The organism is Frondihabitans sucicola (genome assembly GCF_030296615.1).
Lineage (GTDB): Bacteria > Actinomycetota > Actinomycetes > Actinomycetales > Microbacteriaceae > Frondihabitans > Frondihabitans sucicola.
Map to the genome: position 1 here is coordinate 1,855,342 of NZ_AP027732.1, position 19,428 is coordinate 1,874,769.

Annotated in this window: 19 protein-coding genes and 4 pseudogenes; 10 read left to right on the plus strand and 13 right to left on the minus strand. The window is 70.1% G+C overall.

Features of this window, described 5'->3' with window-relative positions; all coding sequences use genetic code 11:
* Nucleotides 1–29 precede the first annotated feature (29 nt).
* On the plus strand, nt 30–161 hold the full coding sequence (locus QUE79_RS09590; RefSeq protein WP_286346459.1) for a hypothetical protein: 132 nt from the start codon (nt 30–32) through the stop codon (nt 159–161).
* Nucleotides 162–178: 17 nt separating this feature from the next.
* On the opposite strand, the gene QUE79_RS09595 is transcribed toward QUE79_RS09590, so the two are convergent.
* The gene (locus tag QUE79_RS09595; protein WP_286346460.1) at nt 179–745 is read right to left on the minus strand and encodes a TetR/AcrR family transcriptional regulator; all 567 of its coding nucleotides are present in this window, start codon (nt 743–745) and stop codon (nt 179–181) included.
* A 53-nt stretch (nt 746–798) separates the two neighbouring features.
* Between QUE79_RS09595 and QUE79_RS09600 the strand changes: the two genes are divergently transcribed.
* Together QUE79_RS09600 and QUE79_RS09605 are read left to right on the plus strand one after the other, a co-directional pair.
* Nucleotides 799–1,110 (plus strand): MBL fold metallo-hydrolase, encoded by a 312-nt coding sequence (locus QUE79_RS09600; RefSeq protein ID WP_286346461.1) that lies wholly within the window; start codon nt 799–801, stop codon nt 1,108–1,110.
* Nucleotides 1,107–1,517 carry an MBL fold metallo-hydrolase gene (locus QUE79_RS09605; protein ID WP_286346462.1) on the plus strand — a complete coding sequence of 137 codons (411 nt, stop codon included), beginning with the start codon at nt 1,107–1,109 and terminating at the stop codon, nt 1,515–1,517. Before QUE79_RS09600 ends, QUE79_RS09605 begins: the two co-directional genes overlap by 4 nt.
* 35 nt (nt 1,518–1,552) lie before the next feature.
* Here the strand turns inward: QUE79_RS09605 and QUE79_RS09610 are convergent, their stop codons facing one another.
* Entirely contained in the window at nt 1,553–2,950 is a 1,398-nt protein-coding gene (locus tag QUE79_RS09610) for an FAD-binding oxidoreductase (protein WP_286346463.1), read from the minus strand.
* Nucleotides 2,951–3,121: 171 nt separating this feature from the next.
* On the opposite strand from QUE79_RS09610, the gene QUE79_RS09615 reads away from it, so the two are divergent.
* Entirely contained in the window at nt 3,122–3,406 is a 285-nt protein-coding gene (locus tag QUE79_RS09615; protein ID WP_286346464.1) for a hypothetical protein, read from the plus strand.
* 14 nt (nt 3,407–3,420) lie between these two features.
* Here QUE79_RS09615 and QUE79_RS09620 read toward each other — a convergent pair whose 3' ends face one another.
* A complete protein-coding gene (locus QUE79_RS09620; protein WP_286346465.1) occupies nt 3,421–4,110 on the minus strand; it encodes a hypothetical protein in 690 nt (229 codons plus the stop codon).
* Between the two features lie 157 nt (nt 4,111–4,267).
* Here QUE79_RS09620 and QUE79_RS09625 point away from each other — a divergent pair, with 157 nt between their 5' ends.
* Complete coding sequence (locus QUE79_RS09625) at nt 4,268–5,875, plus strand: ABC-F family ATP-binding cassette domain-containing protein (RefSeq protein ID WP_286346466.1); 1,608 nt, start codon at nt 4,268–4,270, stop codon at nt 5,873–5,875.
* Nucleotides 5,872–6,354, plus strand: a pseudogene (locus QUE79_RS25450) (NAD-dependent epimerase/dehydratase family protein); the annotation flags it as partial. The gene QUE79_RS09625 and the pseudogene QUE79_RS25450, both read left to right, overlap by 4 nt.
* A gap of 487 nt (nt 6,355–6,841) precedes the next feature.
* Here QUE79_RS25450 and QUE79_RS09635 read toward each other — a convergent pair.
* A complete protein-coding gene (locus QUE79_RS09635; protein WP_286346467.1) occupies nt 6,842–7,684 on the minus strand; it encodes an NAD-dependent epimerase/dehydratase family protein in 843 nt (280 codons plus the stop codon).
* Between the two features lie 118 nt (nt 7,685–7,802).
* On the opposite strand from QUE79_RS09635, the gene QUE79_RS09640 reads away from it, so the two are divergent.
* A complete protein-coding gene (locus QUE79_RS09640; protein WP_286346468.1) occupies nt 7,803–8,636 on the plus strand; it encodes an aldo/keto reductase in 834 nt (277 codons plus the stop codon).
* Between the two features lie 19 nt (nt 8,637–8,655).
* Nucleotides 8,656–9,560, plus strand: a pseudogene (locus QUE79_RS09645) (LysR family transcriptional regulator).
* Here QUE79_RS09645 and QUE79_RS09655 read toward each other — a convergent pair.
* The 5 genes and pseudogenes from QUE79_RS09655 to mobA all read right to left on the minus strand — a co-directional run bounded on the left by QUE79_RS09655 (nt 9,561) and on the right by mobA (nt 14,865).
* Nucleotides 9,561–11,867: an FdhF/YdeP family oxidoreductase gene (locus tag QUE79_RS09655; RefSeq protein WP_286346471.1), complete on the minus strand. Its 2,307-nt coding sequence runs from the start codon at nt 11,865–11,867 to the stop codon at nt 9,561–9,563.
* Nucleotides 11,864–12,744: pseudogene (fdhD, locus tag QUE79_RS09660) on the minus strand (formate dehydrogenase accessory sulfurtransferase FdhD). Before fdhD ends, QUE79_RS09655 begins: the two are co-directional and overlap by 4 nt.
* 30 nt (nt 12,745–12,774) lie before the next feature.
* Nucleotides 12,775–13,989 (minus strand): molybdopterin molybdotransferase MoeA, encoded by a 1,215-nt coding sequence (locus QUE79_RS09665; protein ID WP_286346472.1) that lies wholly within the window; start codon nt 13,987–13,989, stop codon nt 12,775–12,777.
* Nucleotides 13,986–14,243 carry a DUF6457 domain-containing protein gene (locus QUE79_RS09670; protein WP_286346473.1) on the minus strand — a complete coding sequence of 86 codons (258 nt, stop codon included), beginning with the start codon at nt 14,241–14,243 and terminating at the stop codon, nt 13,986–13,988. Before QUE79_RS09670 ends, QUE79_RS09665 begins: the two co-directional genes overlap by 4 nt.
* A 4-nt stretch (nt 14,244–14,247) precedes the next feature.
* Nucleotides 14,248–14,865 (minus strand): molybdenum cofactor guanylyltransferase, encoded by a 618-nt coding sequence (gene mobA, locus QUE79_RS09675; protein ID WP_286346474.1) that lies wholly within the window; start codon nt 14,863–14,865, stop codon nt 14,248–14,250.
* A 76-nt stretch (nt 14,866–14,941) separates the two neighbouring features.
* Between mobA and msrA the strand changes: the two genes are divergently transcribed.
* The gene (msrA, locus tag QUE79_RS09680) at nt 14,942–15,463 is read left to right on the plus strand and encodes a peptide-methionine (S)-S-oxide reductase MsrA (protein WP_286346475.1); all 522 of its coding nucleotides are present in this window, start codon (nt 14,942–14,944) and stop codon (nt 15,461–15,463) included.
* A 55-nt stretch (nt 15,464–15,518) separates the two neighbouring features.
* Here msrA and bla read toward each other — a convergent pair whose 3' ends face one another.
* Together bla and QUE79_RS09690 are read right to left on the minus strand one after the other, a co-directional pair.
* On the minus strand, nt 15,519–16,460 hold the full coding sequence (gene bla / locus QUE79_RS09685) for a class A beta-lactamase (protein ID WP_286346476.1): 942 nt from the start codon (nt 16,458–16,460) through the stop codon (nt 15,519–15,521).
* A gap of 41 nt (nt 16,461–16,501) precedes the next feature.
* Entirely contained in the window at nt 16,502–17,464 is a 963-nt protein-coding gene (locus QUE79_RS09690; protein WP_286346477.1) for a quinone oxidoreductase family protein, read from the minus strand.
* A gap of 241 nt (nt 17,465–17,705) precedes the next feature.
* Here QUE79_RS09690 and QUE79_RS09695 point away from each other — a divergent pair.
* Nucleotides 17,706–17,789, plus strand: a pseudogene (locus tag QUE79_RS09695) (MarR family transcriptional regulator); the annotation flags it as partial.
* Nucleotides 17,790–17,979: 190 nt separating this feature from the next.
* Here QUE79_RS09695 and QUE79_RS09700 read toward each other — a convergent pair.
* Together QUE79_RS09700 and QUE79_RS09705 are read right to left on the minus strand one after the other, a co-directional pair.
* Nucleotides 17,980–18,870 carry an aldo/keto reductase gene (locus tag QUE79_RS09700; protein WP_286346478.1) on the minus strand — a complete coding sequence of 297 codons (891 nt, stop codon included), beginning with the start codon at nt 18,868–18,870 and terminating at the stop codon, nt 17,980–17,982.
* Nucleotides 18,871–18,958: 88 nt separating this feature from the next.
* Nucleotides 18,959–19,366: a VOC family protein gene (locus QUE79_RS09705; protein ID WP_286346479.1), complete on the minus strand. Its 408-nt coding sequence runs from the start codon at nt 19,364–19,366 to the stop codon at nt 18,959–18,961.
* Nucleotides 19,367–19,428 lie beyond the last annotated feature (62 nt).

Below are 19,428 nucleotides of genomic sequence, written 5' to 3' on the forward strand. Positions count from 1 at the left end.
CGTTGAGAAGTCCAGCAAGCCACCACCAAATGGAAGCCAACGTCGCCGTGCTATTCGCCGGTGCGCCGCCGACTCTCAATCGTGAGCCGGGCAGTTCCTACGACTCCTGGGTCATCGCCGTCTCAGGCGCCGACACCGAAGGCATCAGCCAGGTGTCCTGAGCCGTCAGGACGGTGGCTCAGGCAGCGGGCGCGTCGGTCGTCGTCGGGCGGCTTCTGATGGCGGCGGTGATCGCGGCCAGGCCGAAGTCCCACGCCGATTGCACGTCGCCGCCCAGCTTGAAGCTGCCGCTGAGCTCCATGCTCACGAAGCCCGCGACCCAGGCGGTCAGCGTTCGGGCGGCCTCCAGACCGTGCTCGGGGCCGGCCAACGCGCTGGTGACTCGGAGGACGGCTTCCGTCGCCCGGATGGCGAATTCGAGCCGGATGGACGGAACGCCGGGAGCCGGCGTCATGACGAGCTGGAAGGCCGCGGGACGCTCGTGACCGAAGTCGCGGAAGCCGTTCGCCAGCTCGGCCACGGTCGTCGCGCCGTCGAGCCGGGAGGCGAACTCGGTCATCGTGGCCTCTGCCACCAGTTGGATCAGTTTCTCCCGGCTCTCGACCCGCTTGTACAGCGAGGGTGCCCGCACACCGACTCGCGCCGCGACCGCGTTCATCGTCATGCCCGACAGCCCCTCCGTCTCCAGGAGGTCACGGGCGGCGAGCACGATCGCGTCGAGGGAGGTCCTATCAGGTGTGGGCACGATTCGAGTATAGCTATTGACGATAGCCATGATGGCTAATTATCATAGCCATCATGGAACTCTCACCCTCACTCCACCGCATCGGCAACGACGTCATCGCTGCCTACCTCGTCGTCACGCCCGACGGCGTGACCGTCGTCGACGCCGGGCTCGCCGGTCACTGGCACGACCTGGTCGCCGAGTTGAAGGCCCTCGGGCTGAGCCTCGCCGACGTCAAGGGCCTCGTCCTGACCCACGGCGACGGCGACCACATCGGGTTCGCCGAGCGCCTGCACCGCGAGACGGGCGCTCCGATCTACGTGCACGCGGCCGACGCGGCGCGAGCCAAGGGGGCCCGAAGCCGAAGAACGCGAAGCAGACGATGAAGCTCGGCCCGATGCTCGGGTTCCTCGCGTACACGGTCCGCAAGGGCGGTCTTCGCACGCACTGGCTGACCGAGGTCACCGAGCTGCACGGCGGCGAAACCCTCGACCTTCCGGGTTCGCCTCGCATCATCGCGCTCCCCGGGCACTCCGAGGGCAGCATCGCCGTGTTCGTCCCGTCCGTCGACGCGGTCTTCGTCGGCGACGGGCTGACCACGCGCCACGTCCTGACCGGCGTCACCGGGCCCGCGCCCGCGCCGTTCACCGACGAGCCGGCCGAGGCGATCGCGTCGCTGAGCGCGCTCGTCGAGACCGGCGCGACCTGGGTCCTGCCCGGTCACGGCGCGCCGTTCCACGGTGGTGTGGCGGCGGCCGTCTCCGCCGTCGAGACCGCGGCTCGTCGCCCCTAGGGTCGTCGTCTACCGCCCGCTCCACGCGGCGCAGGTCAGAAGGCCTTGCCGGGGTTAAGCGTGCCGGCGGGGTCGAGGGCGTCTTTCACCGAGCGGTGCAGCGCGAGCACTCGCGGACCGAGCTCGGTGCGGACTCCCGGCAGCTTCAGCAGCCCGACGCCGTGCTCGCCGGTGACGGTGCCGCCGAGCTCCAGGCACGACGCGACGATGGCGTCGAAGGCGATCTTCGCTCGGGCCTTGGCAGCGTCGTCGCCATCGGGCGCGACGATGAGCGGATGCAGGTTGCCGTCGCCGGCGTGGGCGATGTTCGCGATGACGATGTCGTGTGCCGCAGCGATGCTCTGGATCCTGCCGAGCATCTCCGGGACGGCCCGGCGCGGCACGCAGATGTCTTCGGTGAGCAGCCGGCCGATCCGTTCGAGCGCGGGATGCGCGAGGCGGCGAGCCTGGAAGAGCCGGTCGATCTCGGCAGGATCGGTGGCCCTCTCGACGTCCGTGCCGCCGGCGGCCTCGAAGATGTCGGCCATGCGGTCGGCCAGCGCGTCGCCGGCGGCACCCGCCTCGTCGATCCGGGCGAGCAGCATGGTGTCGACGTTCGACGGGAGACCCAGGTGCAACCAGTCGTCGACCGCGGAGAGGCAGGTGTGGTCGATGAGTTCGAGGGCGGCGGGGACGATCCCCGCACGGGAGACGTCCGCGACGGCGGTGCCGGCGGCTTCGAGGGACGGGAAGTAGCCGATGACGGCACGTTCGTCGCGACCGGCCAGCGGGCGCAGCTTGACCGTGACCGAGGTGATGATCCCGAGCGTCCCCTCGGAGCCGACGAGCAGCGAGGTGAGGTCGTAGCCGGCGACGCCCTTGGCGGTGCGGCGGCCGAGCTCGACGACGTCGCCGTCGGCGAGCACCACGGTCAGCCCCAGGACGTAGTCGCGCGTGACGCCGTACTTGACGCAGCAGATGCCTCCGGCGTTCGTCGCGACGTTGCCGCCGATGGTCGAGATCGCCGACGACGCAGGATCCGGGGGATACCAGAGCCCTTTCTCGGCCACGATGCGCCGAAGCTCGTCGTTGATCACCCCCGGCTGCGTTACCGCGTAGCGCTCGTCGGTGTTGATCTCGAGCACGCGGTTCAGCTCTTCGAGCGACACGACGATGCAGTTCTCGATGCCATTGGCCCCGCCCGAGAGGCCGGTGCCGGCGCCGCGGGCGACCACGCGGACGCCGGCCGCGGCGGCCCAGCGCACACTCGCTGCGACGTCGTCGGTGCTGCGTGCGAGCACGACGGCCAGCGGCGGCGTGAAGTCGGCCCACTCGGCGCGGTCGTGGCTGTAGGCGCGGGTCTGCTCGCTGTCGTCGAGCACCTGATCGGGTTCGAGGAAGCCGAGCAGGGCGTCTCGCACGTCTTGCGTCGTCAAGCTGCTGCTGATGGTCATCGCGTCGCCTTTCCTGCGGATCTCGACCTCGAGGCCCGCAGGTCGAGGCTACGCGTCGGGTCTCGACCCGACCAAGCGAGCGCCCGGAGCGAGCGCCTGGAGCGAGCGCCTGGAGTGAGCGCCCAGAGCGAACTCACTGTCGGAGCCGGGGAGGCGTCCTAGGCTGCGACCATGCCGCACATCGTCTACGCCGGTCAGAGGATCGCGATCAGCACCCAACAACTCGTCGATATCAAAGACCGGCTCCGCGAGGCCGCCGCGGCGGCCCAGCCGCTCGAACTCGACGTGCTCGACACCGAGGGCAACGCGAGCTGGCTGTTCTGGACGCCGGGCGCACCGATGGTCATCAACGACGGCGATGTCCCGGCGCTGCCCGAGTTCCCCTTCCCCGACCTCTCGGCGCTCGGCTTCCCTGCCCCGCCCGAGGCTCCGCAGCAGCGCCGCGTCGGCTTCTAGCGTCGCGGAACGCCTCACTTCAGCAGCGACACCGCTCGGGCGATGACCAGCCCGAGCAGCACGAAGCCGCTCGCCGACTCCAGCGCCATGAGCGCCTTGGCGCGCGTGGTCAGGGGCATCGTGTCGGTCGGACTGAACGCCATCGAGTTCGTCAGCGAGAAGTAGAAGTAGTCGAAGTACGAGGCGACCCACCCCGATTTCTCCGACGACCCCACCGCGACCTCGCGGATGGCGTCGTGGTCCTCGTCCTGCGGAAAGCGGAAGTCCGCGTGCGGCAGGTCGCGCCGGTCCGCGTGCCGCCGGGTCACCGGGCCGCCGCGGTCCAGCTCCCAGTAGACGAGGCTGAACGCGATGATGCTCGTCAGCCACACCTGCAGCGCGGCGAGCAGCAGCCGGGGTCCGTTCTCGGGATGCGACGCGACGAGCTGGAAGATCAGCTGCACGAGAGCCACGAGGTTGGCCGCCGCCAGCAGGAACGCCTGCCCCGACGACAGGTACTTCGACCACCGCGTCTCGCGGTGCAGCCGGGATGGATTGAGAAGCAGGAGCGGGACGAGCAGGATCACGCCCACCCCGGCGACCCCGTAGCGCAGGGGCGGGTAGAAGGTGCTCGGCAGGGCCACGTACAGCGCCAGCGCGATGAGCAGGGCGATGATCGCGGGCGCGCGGTGCTCTGCGCGGCGGCGACTCTCGTAGAGGTTCACGCCGGTCGATGGTAGCCGCCCGCATCCGCCGGAGGTCGGCCGCCGGTCGCGTTGCTCGGCTCCGGAAGGCCCCGGCCGCGGTGGCCGTCGACCGTGTCGATCACGGCGCCGCTCGATCGCTGCCAGCCTGTGAGCGGTTCCCTGCGAGACTGGGGTCATGAGTCTGCTCCGCCTGAACGACGTCACCGTGCGCTTCGAAGGGCGGACGGTGCTCCGTGAAGCGTTCCTGAAGCTCGACGCGAAAGACCGCGTGGGGCTGATCGGACGCAACGGATCGGGCAAGACGACCCTCCTGAAGCTCGCCCTCGACCAGGTTCAGCCCGACGAGGGCGCCGTCGCGGTCGAACAGGGCGTGCGGATCGGCTACTTCTCGCAGTTCTCCGAGCTGAACGGCCACAAGACGATCGCGGAAGAGCTCGAGGCCCTGTTCGACGACATCCACGCCGTCGAAGCCGAACTCGCGACCATCGAAGCCGAGATCCCCGTCGTCGCGATGGATCCCGACGGCAACCTCGACGGGCTGCTCGAACGGCAGTCGGAGCTCTTCGCCGAGATGGAGCGCCAGGGCGGCTGGGACTACCAGCGCAAGATCGACACGGCGCTCTCCACCCTCGGCTTCGCCGACGCCCACCGCGACCTTCCCATCGACGATCTCTCCGGTGGCTGGCGCAACCGGGCGGCCCTGGCGAAGATCGTGCTCGGCGAGCCCGACGTCCTGCTGCTCGATGAGCCCACCAACTTCCTCGACGTCGCCGGCGTGGAGTGGCTCGAGGCCTGGTTCCGCGACTTTCGCGGTGCCGCCATCGTCGTGTCGCACGACCGGAGCTTCCTCGACGCCATTGCGACCCGCATCGTCGAGGTCGAGAACTTCCACCTGCACGAGTACCCCGGCAACTTCGCCGAGTACATCGTGCAGAAGCAGTTCCGCCTGAAGACGCTCGAGGCGCAGTACGTCCACGAGAACGAGCTCCTCGCCTTCGAGGCCGAGGGCATCAGCGATCGCCGCGAGGCCGCCAAGGCCGCGAAGGCGAGCGGGCAGGGGCTGAGCAAAGAGCTGTCCAAGATCAAGAAGTCGCGCACCCCGCGCCCGGTCGACCAGATCATCACCGACATCTACGGCGGCCTCCACGTCAAAGACGTGCTCTGCCGGGTGGACGCGCTCGCGAAGTCGTACGGCGACCGCGTCCTGTTCGACGACCTGTCGTTCGAGGTGCGCCGGGGGAGCCGCATCGTCGTGACCGGAGCCAACGGCTCGGGCAAGAGCACGCTGCTCCGCGTCCTCGAGGGCAGCGAGAAGCAGGATCACGGGACGGTCGCCTGGGCGGGCGGCGCCAAGGTCGTCTCCTACAACCGCATGCTCGACGAACTCGACCTGCAAGACACCGTCACCCACGCCGTCAACGGCCTTCCCGACAGTCTCGCGATCACCGCGACGCGCAAGTCGGTGGCGCGGTTCCTGGCGATGTTCCAGTTCTCCGAGGCCGACCTGAAGAGCAGGATCGGCACGCTCTCGGGCGGGCAGAAGGCGCGCGTCGCCATGGCGCAGTGTCTGCTCTCCGGAGCGTCGGTGCTGCTTCTCGACGAGCCGACCAACCACCTCGACCTGGTCAGCACGCAGGTGATGGAGCGGGCGCTCGTGCACTTCCCCGGGGCGGTCGTCGTGGTCAGCCACGACCGTTTCTTCAGCGACAAGATCGCCAACCGGCGGCTGACGTTCGGCGTCGAGGGGTCGGAGCCCGGCGAGGTCGAGGTGTCGGCCGCATGAGCCCCGCGGCACTGCTCGCCGGGTGCGGCGACCTCGGAACCGAGGTCGGGCTCCGCCTGCGAGCGGCCGGTTGGGAGGTCTCGGGCGTCCGGCGCCGGGCGGAGCTGCTCCCGAAGGCGTTCGGGCACCAGGCCGTCGACCTGCGGCACGAACGCCCCTTCGTCGCCCGCGACACCGCGGTCGTCGTCGTCGCACTGACAGCCGGCGACCGAACGGCCGAGGCCTACCGGGCTTCCTACCTCGACGGCCTCCGACACGTCCTCGAGGCCGTCGAGACGTCGGGAGCCGCGCCTCGGGTCCTCCTCCTCTCGTCGACGGCCGTGTACGACGTCGACGACGGGTCCGAGATCGACGAGACGACCGAGGCGACCGGGCGCACGCCCACCGGCGCAGTCCTCCTCGAGACCGAGGCGCTGCTGCGGGAACGCTCTCGAGACTCTGTGATCCTGCGCCTCGGCGGAATCTACGGGCCCGGCCGCGAACGGCTTCTCGACCAGGTGCGCCAGGGCGGCATCCACGAGCCGCACGATTCGCCGTTCACGAACCGCATCCACCGCGACGACGCGGCCCGCGCGATCCTGCACCTGGTGACTCTCGAGAACCCGCCGCCGCTCGTTCTGGGCGTCGACGACGAGCCCGCCCGGCTCGGCGACGTGCTGCGGTTCCTGGCCGCCGAGGTCGGGGCGGATGAACCGGGTACCGGATCCCGCGACCGCGGTCCTGCGGGGAGCAAACGCTGCAGCAACGCCCTCCTGCGCTCGACCGGCTTCGCGTTCTCCTACCCGACGTACCGCGAGGGCTACCGGGCTGTGTTGGCCGGCAGCGGCGTGCGGCACCCTGACCGACGCCGGTTGGGCCCGCGACACCGGTTCGGCCCGCGACACCGGTATCACCGGGTGTCGCGGGCCGAAAGCGGTGCCGGGCGGCTGGGGCGTGTCTCTCGCTTCACCGCGCGCCGTGTGCGCCCTAGTCGCGCCAGCTGTGCTCGGGCGCGTAGCCGAGGAGGCGGCGCGCCTTGTCGATCGACAGCAGGGTCTCGGTGCCCGACACGTCGCGCGCGAGCTCGACGTTCGGGAAGACCTCCGCGGCGAGCTCCGCGCTCGGACGGCTCATCACGGTGTCGGCCGCGGCGATGATGTACGCCTCGAATCCCCGCTTCGCGGTCTCAAGAGCCTTCGCCACCGCCTGGGCGCCGTCGCGCCCGTCGATGTAACCCCAGAGATTCCACTTGCGCAGCGTGGCGTCCGCGTCGAACGACGGGAACGCCGCGTAGTCCTCCGGGTTCATCACGTTCGAGAAACGGAAGGCCGTGATGCTGAGCTCCGGGTCCCAGCGGACCAGTTCTTTCGCCATCGTCTCTTCGAGGTGCTTGACGAGGGAGTAGGTGCTCTCGGGCCTGGCGGGGTACTCCTCGTCGACCGGGATGTACGGAGGGTCGATGTCGAACGGGAGGCCGAGCACGGTCTCGCTGGACGCGTAGACGATGCGCTTGATCCCGGCCCGACGGGCCGCCTGGAAGACGTTGTAGGTCGAGAGGATGTTGTTGTGGAACGTCGCCACGTCGGGCAGGATCGCCGGCGCCGGGATCGCGCCGAGGTGGACGATCGCGTCGAAGCCGGTCGTGTTCACCTCGTCGATTCCCAGGATCGCGTCGACCACCTGGCCGTAGTCGGTCAGGTCGATCGCGATGAAGCCGCGACCGCGGGTTCCGGCTCGATCGAGATTCACGACGTCGTGCCCGTCGTCCTTCAGGCGGGCGACGACGCTCCGGCCCAGTTTTCCGCTACCGCCGGTGACAGCAATCTTCATCGGTGAACTCCTTCGTTTCGGCCATCCTGCACCTCTCGGGCTTTCATGAGCCCAGCTTCTGAATGCCATGAGCATTTTCCATTTGACGTCACGAACCAGCTTTCCTAGATTCAGGACCATGACGGACACGCAGACCACGATCCCCCTCCTCTCCACGACCTCGATTCCGCAGGTCGGCTTCGGCGTCTTCCTCGTCGACCCCGAAGACACGCAGCGCGTGGTGGAAGACGCCCTCGAGGTCGGCTACCGCCACATCGACACGGCGACCGGGTACCACAACGAGAAAGAGGTCGGGGCGGCCCTCACGGCTTCCGGCATCCCGCGCGACGAGATCTTCGTCACGACGAAGCTCCGCAACGACCACCACAAGGCCTCCGACGTGGAGGGCGCCTTCGAGCGCAGCCTCGAAGCCCTCGGCCTCGACTCGCTCGATCTGTACCTGATCCACTGGCCGATGCCTCAGAACGACCGCTACGTCGACACCTGGAAGACCTTCGAGACGTTCGCCGCCGACGGCCGGGCGAAGGCGATCGGCGTCAGCAACTTCCTCGTCCCGCACCTCGAGCGTCTCCTGGCCGAGACCGAGGTCGTCCCCGCGGTGAACCAGGTCGAGCTCCACCCCATATTCCAGCAGCGCGAGCTCCGCGAGTTCCAGGCGCAGCACGGCATCGTGACCGAGGCCTGGGGTCCGCTCGGGCAGGGCAAGTACGACCTGTTCGGGCTCGCGCCGATCCAGGCCGCCGCCGCGGCGCACGAGGTGACCCCGGCCCAGGTCGTCCTCCGCTGGCACCTGCAGACCGGCAACGTCGTGATCCCGAAGTCGAACCGCAAGGAGCGCATGGCCGAGAACCTCGATGTCTTCTCGTTCGCCCTCGACGCGGACGAGATGGCCGCCATCGACGCCCTCGACGAGAACCGTCGAGTCGGCGGGGACCCGGCCGAGGTCAACTGACCCCGTGGACCTCCGGCAGATGGAGTACTTCGTCGCGCTCGCAGAACAGCAGCAGTTCACGCGAGCGGCGGAGGTCACCAGGGTGTCGCAGTCCGGTCTTTCCGCTGCGATCCGCACGCTGGAGGACGAACTGCAGACGCCGCTCTTCACGCGGACGACCCGTCGCGTCGAGCTGACCGGCGCCGGCCGGGCGCTTCTTCCGCACGCGAAGGCGCTGCTCGCCCAGGCCGTGGCCGGCCGCGACGCCGTCGTGGCGGCGCGCGGCGAGGTCGTCGGCGAGCTGCGCGTCGGCGGTGAGCAGTGCCTGGGGGTGCTCGACCTGCCCGATCTCCTCACCCGGTTCCGGACGCGGTACCCCAAGGTCGCGATCACCTTCGAGCAGGCGGGATCGAGCACCCTCCTCGCGCAACTCCGGAGCGGAGACCTCGACATCGCGTTCGTCGCCTCGGCCGAGCAGGAGCTCGGCGGGCCTCAGCGCGGTGGGGCCGGCGCACCGGCGGTGACTCAGATCGCGGTCGAGCCCCTGGTGTTCCTCTGCAGGCCGGACTCCCGGCTCGCGAAGAAGACGCAGTTCGACTGGTCCGACCTCGAGGGGAGACCTTCGTCGACTTCCACCCCACCTGGGGCGTGCGAGCGATCAACGACCGCGCCTTCCACGAACGCGACCTCGACCGCCGCGTCGGGCTGGTCGTGAACGACGTCCACACCCTCCTCGACTTCGTCCAGCGCGGACTCGGGGTGGCCATCGTGCCGCGGCCGATCGCCGCGAAGCCGCAGGCGCAGGGTCTGGTCGTGAAGGCCATCGTCGACCCGCGCGCACCCCGCTGGTCGGTCGGGATCGCCACGCCCGCCGGTGATCGGGCGGGAACGCTCGCGGCGCGCCTTCTCGAATTGGTGAGCGTCCCGGATCCTGCCGTCGTCTGATCAGACGCGCGTCGAGACGGCGGCGGGAACGACGCGGACGAGGACGGCCTTCGACACGGGCGTGTTGCTGCCGATCGCGGCGCTGTCGAGCGGCACGAGCACGTTGGCCTCGGGGAAGTAGGCTGCTGCGCACCCGCGAGCCGTCGGGTAGGCGACGACGCGGTAGTCGCGGAGCACTCGCTCGACGTCGTCGGTCCACTCCGTGAAGACGTCGACGCGCTGGCCGTCGACCAACCCCAGCTCGACGAGGTCGTCGGGGTTGATGAACACCACCTCTCGGCCTTTCTTGATGCCGCGGTAGCGGTCGTTGAGGCTGTAGATCGTCGTGTTGTACTGGTCGTGCGACCGGAGGGTCTGCAGCAGCAGACGGCCCTCGGGGCGTTCGACGGGCTCGAGGTCGTTGACCGTGAGGACGGCTCTCCCGGACGTCGTCGGGAACGTCCGAGAGTCGCGGGGCCCGTTCGGCAAGACGAATCCGTCGCGGCTCCTGACCCGCTCGCTGTACCGCTCGAAGCCCGGGACGACTCGGCTGATGTGGTCGCGGACGCTGTCGTAATCGTCTTCGAACGACTGCCAGTCGACCGGCACGCGGTCGCCGAGCGTCGCGAGAGCCAACCGGGCGACGATCGCCACCTCGGAGAGCAGCTCGGGCGCCACCGGCGGCACCTGCCCGTGGCTGCCGTGCACCGAGCAGACGGTGTCCTCGACGGAGACGAACTGCGGTCCCGACTTCTGGATGTCGATCTCGGTGCGGCCCAGGGTCGGCAGGATCAGAGCCTCTGCGCCGACGACGGCGTGCGAGCGGTTGAGCTTCGTCGACACCTGGACGGTCATCTCGGTGCCTCGCATGGCCTTCTCCGCGAGCTGCGTGTCGGAGATCGCGGCCACGAGGTTGCCGCCCATTCCCATCCAGAACCTGATGTCGCCAGACTGCATGGCCTTGATGCCCTTGAGGGCGTCGACGCCGTGCTTCCGGGGCGGCTCGAAGTGGAACTCGTCGCGAATCGCGTCGAGGAAGGTATCGGACATCTGCTCCCAGATGCCCATGGTGCGGTCGCCCTGGACGTTGCTGTGACCGCGGATCGGCGATGCGCCGGCCCCCGGCTTGCCGATGTTGCCGCGCAGGAGCAGGAGGTTCAGGATCTCCTTGATCGTCTCGACGGCCTTCCTGTGCTGCGTGATGCCCATCGCCCAGGTGATGATGACGCGGTCCGAGTGGATGTACCGGTCGGCGAGCTCGTCGATCTCCGCGAGCGACAGTCCCGTCGCCAGCAGCACCTCGTCGTCGTCGACCTCGGCCGCGTGCTCGGCGAACGCCTCGAAGCCCTCGCAGTACTCGTCGATGAACGCCCGATCGAGGACGGTTCCGGGTGCCGCGGCCTCCGCTGCCAGCACGCGCTTCGAGACGGCCTGCAGCAACGCCATGTCGCCGCCGAGTCGAATCTGCAGGAACTGGTCGGCGATCTCGGTGCCCTTGCCGATGATCCCCTTCGCCCGCTGCGGGTTCTTGTACCGGCGGAGACCGGCCTCGGGCAGCGGGTTCACCGCGACGATCGCGGCGCCGTTCCTCTTCGCGTCCTCGAGCGCCGTGAGCATCCGGGGATGGTTCGTGCCCGGGTTCTGGCCCATCACGATGATGAGGTCGGCCTTCTCGAAGTCGTCGTAGGCGATCGTCGACTTGCCCACGCCGACGACCTCGTTCATGGCCGTGCCCGTCGACTCGTGGCACATGTTCGAGCAGTCCGGCAGATTGTTGGTCCCGAACGCCCGGACGAAGAGCTGGTAGGCGAACGCCGCCTCGTTCGACGTGCGACCCGAGGTGTAGAACGAGGCCTCGTCGGGGCTCCGGAGCGAGGTGAGCTTGGCCGCGATGATCTCGAATGCCTGCGCCCAGCTGACTTCTTCGTAGTGGTCGCTGCCGACCGGCTTGTGCACGGGCTTCGTGATCCTGCCCTGCATCCCGAGCCAGTACTCGGATTTCCCGAGGAGGTCGTCGATCGAGTGCTCGGCCCAGAACGAGTCGGGGACGAGCACCGGGTTGGCCTCCCAGGTGACCGCCTTGGCGCCGTTCTCGCAGAACTCGGCGACCTTGCGGTGATCCGGATCGGGCCAGGCGCAGCTCATGCAGTCGAAGCCGTCCTTCTGGTTCAGGGACGTCATCAGCTTGATCGTGCGCGTCAGGCCGAGCTGCTTGATCGCCGGCTCCATGGAGTGCAGGACCCCGGGGACTCCGGCCGCCCACTCCCGGGGCGGGCCCACCTCGAGCCGATCGTCGGTCACGTCGTCGACGGGAGGCTTCTCGGTCACGGGCGGGTTCCGATCGTCAGGGGAACGGGGGTGGCGGCTTCGGCAGCGGGTTCGCCCAGCCGGTCGGGCCGTGAGTAGACGACCATGTTCGGGCCGCGCAGGAACCCGACGATGGTCACGCCGAGTTCGACGGCGAGATCGACGGCGAGGAGGAAGGTGCGGAGACGGCCGCCATCATCGGGATCCCCGCCATCGAGGCCTTCTGCGTCAGCTCGAACGACGCGCGACCGGACACCATGAGCACGTGGCCCGTCAGAGGCAGTCGATTCTCTTTCGCGGCCCAGCCGATCACCTTGTCGACCGCGTTGTGCCGCCCGACGTCTTCGCGGAGCACGAGCATCCTGCCGGTCCGCCCGTCGAAGAGGGCTGCGGCGTGGAGACCACCCGTCTTCTCGAAGACGTCCTGACCCGCGCGGAGCAGGTCGGGGAAGGTGGCGAGGAGCGCAGGATCGACGACGAGCGGGTCGTGCAGGACGGCGTGCTGCGACGTCGTGCGGACCGCGTCGATCGACGCCTTGCCGCACAGGCCGCAGGAGCTCGTCGTGTAGAAGGCGTGCGCGAGGCTCGGATCGGGGGCCGGGACTCCGGGGGCGAGCGTGACGTCGAGCACGTTGTACGTGTTCAGGCCCTCGTCGGTCGCGCCCGCGCAGTAGCGCGCGGCGAAGAACTCGTCGCCGGTGGAGATCACCCCCTCCGAGACGAGGAAGCCGGCGGCGAGGTCGAAGTCGTTGCCCGGCGTGCGCATCGTGATGGCCAGCGACTCGCCTCCGACGCGGATCTCGAGGGGCTCTTCGACGGCGAGGGTGTCCATCGTCTTACGGGTCTCGACGCCGACCGTCAGCCGCGTCACCTGCCTGCGCGCCGTGATTCGTGCCATGGGGTCAGGTCTACCCTTCCGGGCTCGGGTTCACCAGGGCAGTGCCAGCGACGCCACGCTGTCGCCCGCGCGCGAGCCGCCTTCCGGCACGACGAGCAGACCGTCGGCGTCGGCGAGCCCTCGCAGCATGGCGGACGACTGCCGCGGCATCGGGACGGCGCCGTCGGACGTCATCCGATAGGCCTGCACCAGAGAGCCCGGTCGCGGATGCTCGACGTCGACGGCGAGCGTCACCGGCGCGGGAGTGCCGGTGGCTCGACCCAGAAGGCCGTCGATCAGGGGCGTGCCGACCAGGACGAGGCCGACCAGGGCGGCCATCGGATTGCCCGGAAGGCACAGGTACAGCGTCTCTCCGCGCCGGGCCACGAGAAGCGGCTGGCCGGGTCGCAGGGCGACCCGATCGATGACGAGGTCGGCGCCGAGGCGCCCCAGCGCAGCTCGCACGTGGTCGGTGCTGCCGTGGGCGGTGCCTCCCGTCGTCACCACGAGAGCCGTATCCGGGCGGTCCAGGGCGGCGACGGTCCGGGCGAGCTCGTCCGGTACCCGTTCGCTGGAGACCGGGACGGCGCCGAGGCGGCGCAGGACGTCGGGAACCTGGACGGAGAACACGTCGCGAACCGTTCCCGGCAGGGGCACCCCGCTTCCGACGATCTCATCGCCGAGGACCGCCAGCGCCACACGCGGCGGGACGACGACCGGTACCTCGTCGAGCCCGCAGACGGCGGCAACGGCCACCCGGGGCGGCGTGAGCACGGTGCCTGCGGCGAACAGCAGGTCGTCGCGTTCGGCTTCTTCGCCGGCGCGGCGGATGTGGCGCGGGGAGGGGACGGCCGGACCGCGGTCGCTTCCGGCGTGGTCCGGTCGCCCGGAAGCCGGGCCGTTCTCCGCGAGGACGCCGCCGTCGACGCGGCCCGACTCGGAGCGCAGCACGCGGTCGGTGCCGGGCGGGACCGCGGCTCCGGTCGTGACAGGCCGGGCCGCGCCGGCCGCCAGTGGAGGGACATCGACCGCGGCGCCGGCGACGATCGGCGCTCCGACGGCCCACGGTCCCTCGCCGGAGACGGCCCAGCCGTCCATGGCCGAGGCGTCGAAGCCGGGAACGCGTCCCGGCGATCGGAGCTCGGTCGCCACCGTGCGGAAGGCGGCCTCGGCCAGCGGGACGCGCTCCGTAGCGCGTGGACGGCCGAGGGCCTCCGCGTGGGCGAGGGCGCGCGCCTCCGTCCACTCCGGTCGGGTGACCGTCACGCCTGCTCGGCCGCCGCGAGCTGACGCGCGGTCTCGAACGACCGCGCCAGGTCGTCCGGGGACGCCCCGCCGAGTCCCGCCGCGAGGCCGACCAGGAATGTGGTGAGGGGAGCGGCCGGTCGAGCGACACCGTGCGCCGCGTCGCGCGCCAGATCGAGCACGGCGGGGACGTCGATCTCGACGTCGTCGGGGAGTCGGAGGGCGGCGGCGAGCTTCGCCGCCCAGGCATCGAGGTCTGCGGGAGTGTCGGTCATGCCCTCACCTAACCAGCCCCTCGCCCGCCGCGCCGCCGACACCCAGGCGAGCGGCGTCCGCGGGCGTGTCGACGTCGGCGCAGAGCTCCGTCGGAACCGGAACCTCGACGAGGTCGACATCGGCGAGCAGGCGCCGCAGCGACAGCCCCGCGAGCGGCCCCTCGGCTTCCAGCGCGGCGAGCCGCTGCAGGAGCGCCTCGGTGCGGTAGACCGCGAGGAGCGGCTGCCGGTACCCGGCGTCGTCGACGGCGACGAACCCGTCGTGTTCGCGTCCCGAGCCCCGGGCGCCGGCGAGGAGGGCGCGCGCGGCCTCCGGCGCTCTCGGGAGGTCGCAGGCGAGCACGAGCGTGCTCGGCGACATCACCGGAAGGGCTTGCAGCCCGGCGGCGAGCGCTGCCACGGGGCCTGACCAGGGAGGATCCTCTCGAGTCAGGATGGCGCGAGCCGGAGGTGCGGTTCCGTCGCGGAGGCCGACGATCACCAGCGCTGTGGCCTCCTGGGCCGCCTCGATCGCCCGATCGAGGAGCGTCGCCCCGCGGCTGACCATCCGGGTCTTGTCGAGGCCGCCGAGGCGGGACGCGCGGCCGCCCGCGAGGAGGACGGCGGTGTACGCGATGCTCACGAGGAACATCCTGCCCCCGTCGGCTGTTGGATGGAGTGGTGCCACAGCCAGCGGCACGAAACCATGGAGGAACCACATGACATCGACCACCGAGACCGCGATCCTCGCCGGCGGATGCTTCTGGGGCGCGCAGCAGCTGCTCCGCCGCCGCCCGGGAGTGATCAGCACGCGGGTCGGCTACTCGGGTGGCGAGGTCGCCAACGCGACCTATCGCAACCACGGTAACCACGCGGAGTCCGTCGAGATCGTCTTCGACCCGTCGCAGATCTCGTATCGCGACCTGCTGGAGTTCTTCTTCCAGATCCACGACCCGTCGACGAAGAACCGCCAGGGCAACGACGTCGGCGCGAGCTACCGTTCGGCCATCTTCTTCACGTCGGACGAGCAGAAGCGGGTGGCGCTCGACACCATCGCCGACGTCGACGCGTCCGGCCTCTGGCCGGGCAAGGTCGTCACCGAGGTGACGGCCGCCGGCCCGTTCTGGGAGGCGGAGGAGGAGCACCAGGATTACCTCGAGAAAGACCCGGCCGGGTACACCTGCCACTACGTGCGCCCGGGCTGGAAGCTCCCGCACCGCGAGGACGCCGTCACCGCGTAGGTCGACGAAGCCCCGTTCCGTTCGTCGGAGCGGGGCTTTCGCGTGCTCGGGCCGATCAGCCGAGCTGTGCGACGACGGCCCGCGTCGCGTCCGCCAGCAGTGCGTCGTCGGAGCTCGCCCCCGCGGCGCCGCGGTCGGACAGCAGCGCGAGCACGATCGGGGCTTTGCCGGGGCGCCGGACCAGCGCGATGTCGTTGCGTGTGCCGAAGCCGGCGTTGCCCGTCTTGTCGGCCACCGTCGATCCTGCGGGGACGCCCGCTCGGATGTACGGCCCACCCGTCGTGTTGCCCGCCATCCAGGTGTTCAGCAAGGCCCGGCGAGACGAGGTCAGGGTATCGCCGAGGAGGAACGAGCGGAGATCGCCGGCCAGCGCCCTCGGAGTGCTCGTGTCGCGCGGATCGCCCGGCGTCGCCTCGTTCACGTCGGGCTCGGGGCGGTCGACGTTCGTGACCTCGTCGCCGAGGCCGCGGAGGGCCTGCTGCAGCCCGGCCGGTCCGCCCAGCTGCTGCAGCATGAGGTTCGCGGCCGTGTTGTCGCTGTACTGGAGGGCCGCTGTGATGAGCGCCCGCAGAGTCATCCCGGTGGCGACGTGCGCGCCGGTGACCGGCGAGTAGTCCACGAGATCGGAGGCGGTGTACCGGACGGTCGCGTCGAGCTCGGCGTCGGTCCGCTTCTGAAGCAGGACCCCCGCGGCGAGGGCCTTGTAGGTGGAGGCGAAGGCGAACCGTTCGCCGGACCGGTAGGCGACCGTGCGCCCGGTGCCGGTGTCGACCGCGTCGACACCCAGCCGCGCACCGAACCGCTTCTCCAGGGCTGCGAAGGCGGCGGAGTCGGTGACGTCCGTCGCGGACGGCGAAGACGTCGGCGTCCGTGTCGATGGGGAGTCCGGTGTCGAGGGGGAGGTCGTGGTCGCCGGTGCGGGGCGGGCAGCGGTGCACCCCGTCACGGCCAGAAGGATGATCGCGAGTCCGGAGGCGAGTCGTGCGCGCTGGAGCATCCGGCCATCCTGCCCCACTCGTCCGGGCTCTCGCCGAACGGCTAGGGGACGAGGACCACGCGCTCGGTGGCTCGCGCGGGTGCATCGGCCCAGGCCTCGGCGACTTCGGCCAGGGGACGAGCGACGGCGTCGACCGAGAAGGTGCCGCGGCCGATCTCGGCGACGAGGTCGGGGAGCTCTCGGAGGATGCCGGCCGCTGAGACCGAGCCCTGGCCGCTGCCCGAGAAGCAGACGTTCGCCTGCCGCAGGGCGGCCGACGGCAGAGCGATGTCGGGCCCGGCGACGGAGCCGATCTCGACCCACGAGAGGAGCCTGCTGCGGTCCGTCCGCGCGAGCAGGAGAGGCATGATCGCCTTCTCGGTGACGGGCCCCCACAGGTAGTCGAGAACGACGTCGACGTCGGCGGCCTTCGCTGCGAGCTCCTGCGCAACCGTCTCGTCGTCACCGGCGAGGTCGACCGTGTCGGTCGCCCCCAGAGCGGTCAGGGCCGCCAGACGTTCCGCCCCGCGGCCCGCGGCCACGATCCTGCCCGCTCCGAGGAATCTCGCCGTCTGGATGGCGAGTCGGCCGGCCGAGCCGGTCGCCCCGAGGATCAGGACGGCCTGACCGGGTGTGAAGGTCACTCGGCGCTTCAAGGCCACCCAGGAGGACATGGCCGGGTTCATCGCGGCGGCGAGAAGGACCGGGTCGATGCTGTTCGGGACGGGGATGCTCCGCCCGGGGTCGACGAGGGTCTTGTCGGCCATGGCGCCGAGCGCGGTGTCGGGCAGGACGAAGTAGAGAAGCGAGCCGTCGGCGCGGCGGCCGACGCCGTCGACGCCCGGGACGAGCGGGAGCTCGTCGGTCGCCGTGTAGTGCGTGCCGTCGGCCTGCGACCGGACCCGCGGATGGAGCCCGGAGGCGAGGACCTCGACGACCTCCTCGCCCGGGCCGGTCGCGACGGGATCGGGGAACTCGTCGTACCGGGGCGGCTCGGCGAACGTGTGGACGACTGCTGCGTGCATGGTGACTCCTCGACGGTGTCCGGCTTCGTGTCAGGCCGGTAAGTAGTTGGTGACACCAATCATATGCTTGGTGTCACCAACTATGTCAAGTACTCTTCTGGACATGCCCCTCTCGCTGACCGACGCGGCCGCGCAGTTCACCTTCGCCGTCCACGAAGAGCTGACCAGGGTCGCCGCGAGCCGGCAGCTGTCGGTGACCCAGCTGCGCGTGCTCGGGATCCTTCGGGATCGCACCCCGAGCATGGCCGAGATCGCCGATCGCCTCGGGCTCGACCGCTCGTCGGTCACGGGGCTGATCGATCGCGCAGCGGCTCGCGGCCTCGTCGAGCGGGCGCCGTCCGACCACGATGCCCGAGTCGTCACCGTCCGGCTCACCGACGCCGGGCGCACGATCGGCGCCGTCCTCGAAGAAGACGTCGAGGGCAGGATCGCGCACCTGCTCCGGGGGTCTCCGCGCGCGATCGCGAGGCGCTCATCCGGATGGTTCCCCTCCTGCGCCGATCGTGACCTGGAGGTCAGGCCTCCGGGATCGAGTAGATCGCCTCGGGCGGGCGGACCGCGTCGGGATCGGGACCGCTGCGCACGCCGCGGTCGAGGGCGTCGATGGAGGCGAGTTCGTCGGACGACAGCACGAAGTCGAACACGTCGAAGTTCTCCGCGATCCTGTCCGGATTGACCGACTTCGGGATGGCGCTGCGTCCCTGTTGGAGGTGCCAGCGCAGCATCACCTGCGCGGCCGACTTGCCGTGGGTTTCGCCGATCCCGAGAAGGACCGGGTCGGTCAGGGGATTGCCGTTCCTGCCCTCCGCGAAGCCGGGGTAGAACGTGATCCCGCCGATGGGTGACCAGGCCTGCGTCACGATGCCGAGCGCCGTGTCGGCGGCTTCGTTGTCGTGCTGGGCGAAGTACGGGTGCAGCTCGATCTGGTTGACGGCGGGAACGACGCTGCGCTCCGCCATCAGGCGCCCGAGGTGAGGCTCGGTGAAGTTGCTGACGCCGATGGAACGCACGCGCCCGTCGGCGAGCAGACTCTCCAGAGCCCGGTAGGCCTCGAGCGTCCTGTCGAACAGCCACGGCGCGGGCTGGTGCAGGATCAGCAGGTCGAGTGTCTCGACGCCGAGCTTCGCGGTGCTGAGATCGAACGCGTGCAGGGTCTCGTCGTACCCGTACTGGGCGATCCAGACCTTCGTCTCGATGAAGATCTCGTCGCGGGCGACGCCCGACGCGCGGATGCCTTCGCCGACTTGACGTTCGTTTCGGTAGGCGGCGGCGGTGTCGATGTGGCGGTAGCCGGTGCGCAGCGCCGCCTCGACCGCTGCGGCGGTGTCTTCGGCGGAACTCTGGAAGACGCCGAGACCGAGGGCGGGCATCTGCACGCCGTTGTTGAGAGTGAGCAACTCGTTCATGTTCCCAGGCTGGCACCGGTTCGCCACGGGAGGGAGGCAGCGTCATTACCTGGACCAGCGGGCCCCCGCACCACTCGCCGCCGCGTCATCAGCGCGGGGTGCCTGCGAATTTGGCGATCGCATCGGGGGTCACCGGTGTGAAGAGGTTGACGAGTGTGCCGTCGGGGTCGCGGAACAGCAGCGACCGGTTGCCCCACGGCATCGTCGTCGGCCGGGTGACGACCTCCGCGAGCGAGTCGCGGAGCCGCTCGAACTCGGCGTCGACGTCGTCGACCAGGAACTCGACGATGACCGACGCATTGGCGGCTGGACGCGCCGACCCCGGCCCGAAGAGACCGACGGTCGCCGTGCTGCCGAGGGCGAGCGTGCCCTGCGGTGTGCGAATCTCGGCGAACTCCTCGTTGAGGAACACGGCAGGGGTCTGGGTGACGGTCGTGTAGAAGCCGGCGAGAGCGGCGACGTCGTCGGTGATGATGCGGAGCGAGACGAGGTTCATGAGAAGGTCCGTTTCTGCCGGGATCGTCCCGACTCGCTCCACTCTCCCGGGATCCTGCGACA